The following is an 11194-nucleotide window of genomic DNA, read 5'->3' as shown; positions in this document are numbered from 1 at the left end:
GCACTTTTCATCTAATCTTAAAAACAAAACTTAGTTTATTAGCCAAAATAAATAATATTTAGCTTAAATATACTTGCCTTGTTGTAAACCTATTATTCTTTTAATAATAGGTTTGAAATATCATTTTGTAGGCCGATATTGAGCAGGAATCCACTGATATCCTTTTGAATCTTTACTAATATGCCCAATACCAGGAAAAGCAACATGCGCAGCTCCCACCCACCATTGGTTTTTATAGGCTTGTTCAAAAATACTTTTACGAACAGCTATAGCCTGATTCGAGTGAGTATCAGGTTTGTAGCTTGCATCAGGATAAGGAAACTGTACTGCACCATAGTGAACAACATCGCCTAGGCCTAAGAACTTTTGACCGTTTTGTCCATCTACTAAATATGAAGAATGCCCTTCAGTATGACCATGAGTAACGATGAGTTGAACATTCGGTACGTTAAAAGAAGTTTTGGTAAAAGCGACGAGTTGCCCTGCCTTTTGATATGGCTGCAATGCATCTCTAGTCATTTTAAATATTGGCTTAAAAAAATCGGTAGCTTTTGCTTCATTCGCTGGCGATATCCAAAAATCGACATCTTCTTTAGCCAGATAAACTTTTGCATTCGGATAAGCCATTTTGCCATCGAGTGTAATACCGCACAAATGATCAGGATGGGCATGTGTAATCAAGATGGTATCTATTTGTTCAGGCTGTACGCCTGCGTTCTTTAAATTTTCACGCACATGCCCCAAGGTTGGACCAAAACATTTTGCAGTGCCAGCATCAATTAAAATATTTTGTGTGGGTGTTTGAACAAGATAGGCAGAGAAATCTGTAACAATCTGATTATTTTCATCTACAGGAACAAAGTTTTCTGCAAATAGTTGATTGGCTTTTTCAGCAGAAATACCCAATAAATCACTACGAGGTAATCCCAACTCGCCATCAAACAATGCTGTTACCTTAAGGTTTCCTACTGGTTGTAAAAAGTAACCATCGACTTGATGTAAACTTGGCGTTTGTTCTGCATGTATAACTGTACTGGCACTCAGTAGCAATAATATCGTAAGTGATTTTAATGATTTCATCATAGAGTCCTTCGTATTTTCATACTTTAACTCTATTGGTTTTTATCTATTTAAATCGCTCAATAAGCGATAAGAAACGCTCAAATTGACTTATTCGGCAGCCAGAACAGCAGGATCTATACCATAACGCTCTACAAAGCGATCACGAAAAATAGCAACAGACTGGTACCCCGATTTTGCCGCAATAGTTTTCATAGGTAATTTTTTCGAATACAACAGCTCAAGTGCAAAAGTAAGCCGTGCGTGGGTAACCGTTTCTCTTAAGGTTGTGTCTTCATGGCTAAGCTTACGGCGAAGTGTAGCACTGCTCAAACCTAGTCGCATTTCAAACTCACTAGACTGCCAATGGTGCTGTGGATTCTCTATTACCCAATCATGAATGATTTTTGTCAGTTTAGGTGGCGGTACAATTAACACATCTGAACAATGCTGTTGGCATAACTGTACAAGTATAGCGGTAATACATAAACGTGCTTTCACCACATCATGATTAAATAAAGCCGTTTGCCACTCAGCTAAAGAGGTAGCGAAATCATCAATGGAAAACTTTAATATTGCTTCAGTTCTGTCTACAACTGGCTTAGCCCAAATCATTTGTGCAGCTTGAATGACTTCGTCACACATAGGCACCAGAATAGTGAGATATTCACCCGTTATAGGGTCAGGCAGATTAACTGAATCGATAACCGTATCGGGTTTTATAATGTATAGATCGCCGGCACTAAAATTGATTTGTTTTGTTTGAAGATTTAATTGTTGTTGCCCATATAAAATAAATCCCATGTGCAACTGACTAACTTTAATATTGGATAGTCCATGCTGATTTTTCGAACGAATACATAAATAATCTCGTGCCATATCTGCCCGTGCCAATCTCACAAGTGATTGATGCAATTGGTGGGCCTCTATGGAAGCGGAATAATTAATATTCATAATGATGATCTAAATAAAAAACGCCCTTGGCTATTTATAGCACAAGGGCGTTTTTCGAATAAGTGACAAGCTGTAAATTACAACTTGCTTACTAACTCTGGTACTACAGTGTTCAAATCACCAACTAACCAGTAGTCAGCAACACTATTGATTGGCGCTTCTTCGTCTTTGTTGATTGCAACAATAACTTTAGAATCTTTCATACCAGCTAAATGCTGGATCGCACCAGAAATACCTACAGCAACGTAAAGGTCAGGCGCAACGATTTTACCAGTTTGACCTACTTGGAAGTCGTTAGGTACGAAGCCCGCATCAACTGCCGCACGTGAAGCACCTTGTGCTGCGCCAAGCTTGTCAGCTAATGGATCAAGTACTTTATGGTAGTTTTCACCAGAACCTACACCACGACCACCAGAAACTACGATACGAGCCGCAGTTAATTCTGGACGATCAAGCTTAACGATTTCTTCAGATACAAAATGAGAAATACCTGCATCTTTCGCTTCACTTACCGCTTCAACCGCAGCAGAACCACCTTCAGCAGCTACTGGATCAAATGCTGTACCACGAACTGTACCCACAATGATTGCTTCGTCAGATTGAACAGTCGCAATCGCGTTACCTGCATAAATCGGACGCTTGAATGTGTTCGCAGATTCAACAGAAATAATGTCTGTGATCATGCTTACATCAAGAAGAGCAGCAACACGTGGAAGAATGTTCTTACCAGTCGTTGTAGAAGCAGCTAATACGTATTTGTAACCTTTAGCTAAATCAGCAACTAAAGCAGCTACGTTTTCAGCTAACTGGTTTGCATAAGCAGCATTGTCAGCAAGTAAAACCTTGCTTACACCAGCAACTTTAGCAGCAGCATCAGCAACTGCCTGAGCACCAGAACCAGCAACTAATACAGTAATATCACCACCGATTTTTTGTGCTGCAGCAACAACGTTTAAAGTAGCACCGTTAAGTACTTGGTTGTTGTGATCAGCGATAACTAAAATACTCATGATTTTATCCTTCCGTATTAGATCACTTTCGCTTCATTTTTCAATTTTTCAACAAGCTCATCTACAGATTTCACTTGTACGCCAGCTTTACGTTCTGCTGGAGCTTCAACTTTAACAGTTTTAAGCTTAGTACCAGCTGTAACGCCATAATCAGCAGGAGATTTAGTATCAAGTGGCTTCTTACGAGCTTTCATGATGTTAGGCAATGCTGCATAACGTGGCTCATTCAAACGCAAGTCAGTTGTAATGATTGCTGGAAGTGCCAGTTCAACAGTTTGTAAACCACCGTCAACTTCACGAGTTACTTGTACTTTGCCGCCATCAACTTTCACTTCAGAAGCGAATGTACCTTGGCCCGCACCTAATAATGCGCCAAGCATTTGACCGACTTGGTTAGAGTCATCATCAATTGCTTGTTTACCAAGAAGGATAAGTTCTGGTTTTTCAGCGTCAACAACACCTTTTAAAATTTTAGCAACTTCTAAAGCGCCAATTTCATCAGTGGTTTCAACTAAAATACCACGGTCTGCACCCAAAGCCATTGCAGAACGGATTTGTTCTTGAGCTTCTTTAGGACCCACAGAAACAACAACGATTTCTGTTACTGTTCCTTTTTCTTTTAAGCGAACCGCTTCTTCCACTGCGATTTCACAAAATGGGTTAATTGACATTTTAACGTTAGTTAGGTCAACCCCACTATTGTCCGGCTTAACACGAACTTTGACGTTGGCATCAACCACGCGTTTTACAGCAACAAGAGCCTTCATGTAATCCTCGGCTGTTCTAGCAAAAGTAAATGTTGAGAAAAGTATATTAACTCTTCAATTAAAATTTTTTAGGTACCCTATCTTGCAATGTGTTTGGCATTTCGGTCAAGTCACAATTTTCGCTACTGCTATAAAAAAGATGAAATGCCCAGTTCACTAATTCAAATTGCTTATTCGCTCAATGAATTTAGCAAATAAGCCAAACAAATTTTAAACCTTGAATTTCTTAATATTTTATAAAATATGGTAGCTTAAAATCCTTTAATTTTAGAGGGGAAAAAAACAACAAAAACACCATTTTCTCCCCGTATGAGAGCACTCACGGTACTCTGAAAAATTGGCAATTAGGTAAGAACATCCATAAATAAATGTTGAACAAAATAAAAAGCTACTTACTGCTAATTACTTAATTTCTCAGCATATATTTCTATTAAAAACAAAATATTAAGTTACCATTTAAACATAGGCAAAGGACTCCAAGGCTTTTGTAAAAAACGCTTTAATCCTAAATAAACTAGCGTTTTATGAAATCCAGCATTTGGATATTGACGCGTTAACTTTTTGAACTCAATTTTTGGAATATTTGAACGTAATAAGCCTAAAGAGAAATCCGCATAGTCAGCTTGTCTAAAATATTCAACCAATGGGTATTCTGAAAACTTTGTCGTTGTTAATTTATGATGTTCTGTAATCATTAATGTTATTTCTATTTGCCAATCTAATAACCGATGCAAAGTCAGATAACTTAACATCACTTTGACGGATGGCTCTAAATAATCAATTGTTTTACTTGTCCATATCCCAATATCATGAAAGGCAACTGCAATAGCTACTTTACGTATAGTCTCTTCATTACTATCTTGGCTTAATATTAAACAGCATGCTGCCACACGTTTACAGTGATTTAAGTATCCTTGATAATCTGCATCAATAATATTTTGATATTCCTGTAAAATTGTCTCAATCAAGATACTACATTGTCTAAATGCACCTTGATCAAGTGATAAAATCAAACCTTCTTTAGTATTCATTCTTTTGTGCTCTCGGATGAGCTCGATCATAAACTTGTGCCAAATGATCAAAATCAATATGTGTATAAATTTGTGTGGTAGACAAATTACTGTGGCCTAACATTTCTTGTACTGATCGCAAATCACCACTACTTGATAACATATGGCTAGCAAAACAATGCCGTAATAAATGAGGATGCAAATCTACATTCACACCTGCTCTTTGTGCTTGAAGCTTTACACGCTTTTCAATTTGCCGTGGGGTTAACACACCGCCTCTTTGAGAAATAAAAACGAAAGCATTTTGATCAAAATGGCCTTTCCAGATTTTATAAATTTTCAGCCAATTCAATAAGCTTTCTTTCGCCTTTTTCCCAAATGGTACAATTCGGGTTTTATTTCCTTTACCCGTAATACGTACGAGTTGACGGTTAAAATCTATATCTTTAATTGTTAAGCCTTGCAGTTCAGCCAGACGCAAACCGCTTGAGTAAAGTAACTCGAGCATGGCTTTATCTCTTAACCATAATTGCTGATCAACTGGTTTTTCAGGCATTGGCTGATCTAAAATTTGATTAACCGTTTCTATGTCGATCATACCCGGCAAGGGTCTAGGCTGACGTTTTAACTTAAAATCATCAGTAGGGTTAATTTCTAAATATTTCCCTTGCTCAGCCCATTTCATAAACTGGCGAATTGACGTGAGATGACGCTGCATGCTGCTTGAACTTAACTGGTCTTGCTCAACACGCTGGGCCAAATATTCACGTAAATCTGAAGCTTCAATATTTCTTAAATCAATTTGTTTGAGCTCGCAGAACTCAAGAAAGCTTTTAACATCTCTTTCATAAGCTGTAATCGTGTGCTCAGACTGGTTCTGAATTTTTCTTTCTTTTAACCACATTGAGAGCAGCTGTAATGCAAAATCCAAATTGCTCTCCATTTATTTGCTCATTTTATTTTTTCAGTGTATCAAAAAGTAGTTGTTCAGGAAATTTAAGATCGTACAGCATAACAACTCACTACCTTATATATTACACTTCATTTTAAGTATTCGTCGGAACCCTGCTGTCATGACTACCATACTCATTCCCTACTTAATTGCCATTACTTTACTTACGCTTACACCTGGTCTGGATACGACTTTAATTATTCGTACCGCTACTCTTGAAGGCAAGTCGAAAGCATTTCAAGCAGCAGTAGGTATTAGCCTTGGCTGTATTGCATGGGGAATTGTGGTTGCTTGTGGTCTAGGGGCTTTACTCATGGCTTCTGATCTAGCCTTTAATATTCTGAAATGGATGGGGGCTGCTTATTTAGCTTGGCTGGGTTTGAATATGATTTTAAAACCGCGTAGCCAACTTGCAGACATGCAAGAAACCAACTCCAATATCCCTTCTTCACAGAATTGGTTTATTAAAGGTTTTTTGGGTAACTTACTTAATCCCAAAGTCGGTATTTTTTATATTTCATTTCTTCCACAATTTATTCCACCACAAGCGTCGGCTGTCACTTGGATTATGGGGCTTGTGATGATTCATGTGGTGATTGGAACCTTATGGTCAATTTTATTAATTTTGGCTATGCAGCCACTATCACGTTATCTGAAACAACCCCAATTTGTGAAATATATGGACCGGATTACGGGCAGTATTTTTGTGTTGTTTGCTTTAAAATTGGCTTTGAGTAAAAGATAAATTTTAAAAAGCGTGCTAACGCATAGCACGCTAAATAATAGTTAAAGATTTACATTATTTTTTTAAGTAGTTTTCTATTTGGACTGAAACTTCATCGGCATGTTTTTCTGCTAATTGATGGTCCCCACCTTTCACAACATATAACATCGAATTTTCAAACTTTTGATTTAAATATTGACCCACTTGAACGGGGCTCACTGGATCGTTATCGCCCCAGATTAACAAAGTTTCAATGTTTATATCTGATAAAAACTCTTCGTAGTTGGCATTGGTAGTAATAAACCAATCTGGATATTTTAAAAATGCTTGGCGATATGCTTCTCGCCAGTCTTGTACATTAAATCTTTCAAGGTTAATTCCACCAGAAGTTGCAATCAAAACCAGCCCTTTCACCAGTTGAGGTTTTTGCAACGCTGCCGCAACAGCAAAAATGCCACCCATAGATTGCGCAATAATTACAGTTTCTTCATTAATTTGATCGACCACATGATTTGTTAGGTCTTCAAAACTTTTGACCTCAAAGGATTCAGCTGTATCGCCGAAACCGGGGTAACCAATAATTTTTGTCTGGTAATGCGGAGGTAATTTTTCAATTAAGGGATGCCAAAATGTCGTACTCCCTGATGCACCAGGTAAGAAAATTAAATTATTCATATTTTTATAAAGTAATAAAATTAAAAAATTATTGTATATAAAAGAAAGCCTCTTTTATCATTTTAGTTAATAAAAGAGGCTTCTATTTAAGTAATGCTATTAACCTTGGAAATAACGTAAATCCAAACGCCCATCATATACATGAGTTGTTGGACCAGTCATCCAAACCACATCGCCTTCTTGCCATTCGATTTGTAGCTTACCACCAGCAAGTTCAACTTCAACTGAATTACCCAATAAGCCACGGCGCATACCACTTACCGCCGCCGCACAAGCTCCTGTACCACATGCAAGGGTTTCACCTACACCGCGTTCAAATACACGAAGGCGCACATGCTTTTCATCAATGATTTGCATAAAGCCAGCATTCACACGTTCAGGGAAACGTTTATGTGATTCAACTTGCGGACCAATACCCGCAACATCTGCTGTGAGCACATCAGGAACAATCGTTACGGCGTGAGGATTGCCCATATTGACCACATCAATACTAATGTTTTGGTCATTGGCTAACTCAAGTGTATATAAAGCTTCTGGTTGTTCAGCAATGAATGGAATTTCATTCGGCAAGAATTTCGGGTAGCCCATATTCACGCGAACCCAACCATTTTGCCCCAGTTCAGGTTTGACAATCCCTGCTTTGGTTTGAACAGTAATACTAGTTTTCATTGTTAAATGACGCTCATGTACAAAGCGAGCAAAACAGCGTACACCGTTACCACATTGTTCAACTTCAGAACCATCTGCATTAAAAATACGATATTTAAAATCTGCTTCCGGTAAATCTGGTGGCTCAACAATTAAAAGTTGATCAAAACCAATACCGAAATGGCGATCGGCTAAGCGTTGAATTGTTTCTGTATCCAAATAGGCACGTTGGCTGATCAGATCAACCACCATAAAGTCATTGCCTAGGCCATGCATTTTAGTAAATTCTAACAACATTTCATTTACTCCTCAGGCAATAAACTTTCTTTTTCCCACAGGGATTCAACTGTTTCACGTTCACGAATCAAATGGGCTTTATCACCAGACACCATTACTTCTGCGGCACGTCCACGTGTGTTGTAATTTGAACTCATCACAAAACCATAAGCGCCAGCGCCAAGAACAGCTAACAAGTCATTTTCTTTTAAAGCCAATGAACGATCTTTACCAATAAAATCACCTGTCTCACAGATTGCACCCACGAGATCCCAAGTTTTTTCTTCAGTATCTGAACTTGGTACCACAGGTTGGATATCCATCCAAGCTTCATATAATGCAGGGCGAATTAAATCATTCATTGCTGCATCAATAATGGCAAAGTTACGGTGGCTCGTTGGCTTGAGCAAATCCACTTTGGTTAAAAGCACACCTGCATTTGCACTAATGCTACGACCCGGCTCCATATAAACCTTGAGACCTAGTTTTTCTAAAGCAGGTTTCATTGAGTTAGCATATTCTTCAACACTTGGTGGTGTTTCATCTTTATAACAAACACCCAAACCACCACCGATATCGATGTGCTTAAGATTGATACCAAGTTTTTTCAATTCTTCGATCATCAACATGACACGATCTAAAGCGTCAACAAACGGTTTAGTCTCGGTTAATTGCGAACCAATGTGGCAGTCAATTCCAATAATCTCAAGGTTTGGTAAAGATGCAGCATATTGATAGGTTTCATAAACGGTATCACTTGGAATACCAAATTTATTTTCTTTAAGGCCTGTTGAAATATAAGGATGTGTTTTTGCATCTACGTCTGGATTTACACGTAAAGAAATCGGCGCTTTTTTGCCTAGACGAGCTGCAACTTTTTGAAGACGATCTAGTTCGGCATAAGACTCTACATTAAAGCAAGCAATGCCTACATTTAATGATGTTTCAATATCGGCTTCAGTTTTACCTAAGCCAGAAAAAACAACTTTAGATGCATCTCCACCCGCTTTTAAAACACGTGCAAGCTCACCACCTGATACGATATCAAAACCAGCACCAAGTTTTGCCAATACATTAAGAACAGCTAAATTTGAGTTAGATTTCACCGCAAAACAGATTTGATGATCAATAAAATCAAAAGCACGATCCATATCTAAGTAATGTTTTTCAAAAGCTGCTTTTGAATAAACATACAAAGGTGTGCCAAATTGCTGCGCAAGCTGCTCCATAGAACATTGCTCTGCGTGCAATACTCCATTAATGCGAGTGAAACTCATGAATGTGTCCTTATTTCAAAGCTTAAGGTGAAGTTGTTTGGGTTGGGGCTGATGATTCAACTGGCTGATCAGCTTGTTCATCCTGTTGCACAACTTGTTTCTGTTCTTTATTACGATAGAGCAAGTATTTCGCGCGTTTGTCATAATTCGGATCAGAAGGTAGCTGTAATGCTCCTGACTGACCGCAAGCGCTTAGCAAAATACTGCTGCTCAATAAACTGATGAGGCAAATGACACGACGCATCTGAGCACCTGATTTAAACAATTCGATGCAGTATACCGTGATCATGCAGGCGGCTAAAGAGTAAACTTAAAGAGAAAAACAATATGCATAAAAAACGCCAGCTTTTCAGCTAGCGTTTAATCATAACCAAATAAATTTAATTACTTTTTATGACGCGGTTTATAGAAGAAGAAATAACCAATGATCAAGATAATAAACCAGATTGGGCTGACTTTAAGCGCTTTAAACGTATCTGGCTCTAAAGACAACACGTAAATCATACCAATAAAGAAAATAATCGTGATCCAACATGTAAATAGGCCACCCGGCAATTTAAATGTTGATTTTGCATGCAGCTCAGGACGTGTAGTGTAGTAACGGATATAACTCCAGATAATGAGTAACCACACACAAATGAACAGAATCGTTGAAAGTGTTGTTGCAAGTGTAAATGCTTCAACGGTATTTGGTACAAAATACTGTAATGCTGCACCTAACAATAAACACGCAGCAGAGAAATACAATGCATTTGCAGGTACCGCACGTCTGTTCAATTTACCAAAAGCTTTTGGCCCCTGATCTTCACGTGATAGACCAAACAGCATACGGCTTGTTGAAAACACGCCACTGTTCATTGATGACATCACTGATGACAACACAACTAAGTTCATTAAGATTGCTGCTGCCGCAACGCCTGCTTGACTAAACAAGTTTACAAACGGGCTGATCGCCGGATCAATTTTATTCCATGGTGTTACTGACATGACAATAATTAATGCGAACACATAGAAAATAATGATACGAATTGGAATTGAGTTAATTGCTTTAGGCAAATTACGTTCAGGATCTTTAGTTTCCGCAGCTGTTGTTCCGACAAGTTCTACACCAACGAAAGCAAAGATCGCAATCTGGAAGCCTGCCAAGAAGCCATGTACACCCGTCGGGAAGAAACCACCATTTGCCCACAAATGAGTAAAGGATGCCACTTCACCTGTAGTCGAGGTAAAGCCTGTAAAGATCATCCATAGACCCACAGCAATTAAAATAATAATTGCTAGGATTTTGATAAGCGCAAACCAAAACTCCAACTCACCAAACAGGCGAACTGTTAACAAGTTCAAGCCCATAATGAATACGATGGCTGCAACACTGATCATGGCACCTTCAACTGGTGAGAAAGGTAGACCATTATTAAAGAATTGTAAGTAATAGATAATTGCAGAAAGATCGGCAATACCAATGGTGATCCAACACAACCAATAGGTCCAACCTACAAAATAACCTGCCCATGGGCCAATTAAATCTGTTGTGAAATCAATAAATGATTTATAGGCAAGATTTGAAAGAAGTAATTCGCCAAGCGCACGCATGACAAAAAACACCATCACACCAATAATCAGGTAAATAAATAAGATTGAGGGGCCAGCAAGACTAATCGTTTTGCCTGATCCCATAAACAATCCCGTACCAATTGCACCGCCAATCGCGATCAGCTGTAAATGCCGATTTGAGAGGCTACGATGGAGCTCACCTTGTTCATGAGGCTCATTCAGATTTTGATTCGACATCTTATCAATACACTCCAGTAATTTTTTTTAGTCCGTTAGCTAAAATCAAAA

General features: G+C 38.4%; 12 protein-coding genes. 1 reads left to right on the top strand and 11 read right to left on the bottom strand.

Annotated elements, in window-relative coordinates; genetic code table 11:
* Positions 1–120 precede the first annotated feature (120 nt).
* The 6 genes from ODQ17_RS11120 to xerA form a co-directional block, all read right to left on the bottom strand.
* A complete protein-coding gene (locus tag ODQ17_RS11120) occupies positions 121–1080 on the bottom strand; it encodes an MBL fold metallo-hydrolase (RefSeq protein WP_322903650.1) in 960 nt (319 codons plus the stop codon).
* 90 nt (positions 1081–1170) lie between these two features.
* Complete coding sequence (locus ODQ17_RS11115) at positions 1171–2013, bottom strand: AraC family transcriptional regulator (RefSeq protein WP_322903649.1); 843 nt, start codon at positions 2011–2013, stop codon at positions 1171–1173.
* 77 nt (positions 2014–2090) lie between these two features.
* Positions 2091–3023 (bottom strand): electron transfer flavoprotein subunit alpha/FixB family protein, encoded by a 933-nt coding sequence (locus ODQ17_RS11110; protein WP_004790587.1) that lies wholly within the window; start codon positions 3021–3023, stop codon positions 2091–2093.
* Between the two features lie 17 nt (positions 3024–3040).
* Positions 3041–3790: an electron transfer flavoprotein subunit beta/FixA family protein gene (locus tag ODQ17_RS11105; protein WP_133747167.1), complete on the bottom strand. Its 750-nt coding sequence runs from the start codon at positions 3788–3790 to the stop codon at positions 3041–3043.
* Between the two features lie 449 nt (positions 3791–4239).
* On the bottom strand, positions 4240–4821 hold the full coding sequence (locus tag ODQ17_RS11100) for a phosphohydrolase (protein WP_322903647.1): 582 nt from the start codon (positions 4819–4821) through the stop codon (positions 4240–4242).
* The gene (gene xerA, locus ODQ17_RS11095) at positions 4811–5704 is read right to left on the bottom strand and encodes a site-specific tyrosine recombinase/integron integrase (RefSeq protein WP_322903746.1); all 894 of its coding nucleotides are present in this window, start codon (positions 5702–5704) and stop codon (positions 4811–4813) included. The genes ODQ17_RS11100 and xerA overlap by 11 nt, the downstream gene beginning before the upstream one ends.
* 169 nt (positions 5705–5873) lie before the next feature.
* On the opposite strand from xerA, the gene ODQ17_RS11090 reads away from it, so the two are divergent.
* A complete protein-coding gene (locus ODQ17_RS11090) occupies positions 5874–6497 on the top strand; it encodes a LysE family translocator (protein WP_322903646.1) in 624 nt (207 codons plus the stop codon).
* A gap of 54 nt (positions 6498–6551) precedes the next feature.
* Here ODQ17_RS11090 and ODQ17_RS11085 read toward each other — a convergent pair whose 3' ends face one another.
* From ODQ17_RS11085 to ODQ17_RS11065, 5 genes are all read right to left on the bottom strand, one after another.
* A complete protein-coding gene (locus ODQ17_RS11085) occupies positions 6552–7151 on the bottom strand; it encodes an alpha/beta fold hydrolase (protein ID WP_322903644.1) in 600 nt (199 codons plus the stop codon).
* 99 nt (positions 7152–7250) lie between these two features.
* On the bottom strand, positions 7251–8096 hold the full coding sequence (dapF, locus tag ODQ17_RS11080; protein WP_322903642.1) for a diaminopimelate epimerase: 846 nt from the start codon (positions 8094–8096) through the stop codon (positions 7251–7253).
* A gap of 5 nt (positions 8097–8101) precedes the next feature.
* Positions 8102–9352, bottom strand: a complete 1251-nt coding sequence (lysA, locus tag ODQ17_RS11075; protein ID WP_005307652.1) for a diaminopimelate decarboxylase — start codon at positions 9350–9352, stop codon at positions 8102–8104.
* Positions 9353–9374: 22 nt separating this feature from the next.
* Positions 9375–9596: an LPS translocon maturation chaperone LptM gene (gene lptM, locus ODQ17_RS11070; protein ID WP_004790575.1), complete on the bottom strand. Its 222-nt coding sequence runs from the start codon at positions 9594–9596 to the stop codon at positions 9375–9377.
* Between the two features lie 140 nt (positions 9597–9736).
* Positions 9737–11143 carry an amino acid permease gene (locus tag ODQ17_RS11065; protein ID WP_005307657.1) on the bottom strand — a complete coding sequence of 469 codons (1407 nt, stop codon included), beginning with the start codon at positions 11141–11143 and terminating at the stop codon, positions 9737–9739.
* Positions 11144–11194: the final 51 nt, after the last annotated feature.

The sequence above is a fragment of the Acinetobacter sp. IRS14 genome, assembly GCF_034650275.1.
Classification (GTDB): domain Bacteria; phylum Pseudomonadota; class Gammaproteobacteria; order Pseudomonadales; family Moraxellaceae; genus Acinetobacter; species Acinetobacter oleivorans.
The sequence above is the reverse complement of the archived record's forward strand: the minus strand, read 5'-3'. Positions and strand labels throughout refer to the sequence as shown.

Bases quoted from the DNA above. Each gene is read 5' to 3' on its own strand.
- ODQ17_RS11100 (WP_322903647.1), bottom strand. From the start codon at position 4,821: ATGAATACTAAAGAAGGTTTGATTTTATCACTTGATCAAGGTGCATTT.
- ODQ17_RS11065 (WP_005307657.1), bottom strand. From the start codon at position 11,143: ATGTCGAATCAAAATCTGAATGAGCCTCATGAACAAGGTGAGCTCCAT.
- ODQ17_RS11110 (WP_004790587.1), bottom strand. From the start codon at position 3,023: ATGAGTATTTTAGTTATCGCTGATCACAACAACCAAGTACTTAACGGT.
- ODQ17_RS11090 (WP_322903646.1), top strand. From the start codon at position 5,874: ATGACTACCATACTCATTCCCTACTTAATTGCCATTACTTTACTTACG.
- ODQ17_RS11120 (WP_322903650.1), bottom strand. From the start codon at position 1,080: ATGAAATCATTAAAATCACTTACGATATTATTGCTACTGAGTGCCAGT.
- xerA (WP_322903746.1), bottom strand. From the start codon at position 5,704: ATGTGGTTAAAAGAAAGAAAAATTCAGAACCAGTCTGAGCACACGATT.
- lptM (WP_004790575.1), bottom strand. From the start codon at position 9,596: ATGCGTCGTGTCATTTGCCTCATCAGTTTATTGAGCAGCAGTATTTTG.
- dapF (WP_322903642.1), bottom strand. From the start codon at position 8,096: ATGTTGTTAGAATTTACTAAAATGCATGGCCTAGGCAATGACTTTATG.
- lysA (WP_005307652.1), bottom strand. From the start codon at position 9,352: ATGAGTTTCACTCGCATTAATGGAGTATTGCACGCAGAGCAATGTTCT.
- ODQ17_RS11115 (WP_322903649.1), bottom strand. From the start codon at position 2,013: ATGAATATTAATTATTCCGCTTCCATAGAGGCCCACCAATTGCATCAA.
- ODQ17_RS11085 (WP_322903644.1), bottom strand. From the start codon at position 7,151: ATGAATAATTTAATTTTCTTACCTGGTGCATCAGGGAGTACGACATTT.
- ODQ17_RS11105 (WP_133747167.1), bottom strand. From the start codon at position 3,790: ATGAAGGCTCTTGTTGCTGTAAAACGCGTGGTTGATGCCAACGTCAAA.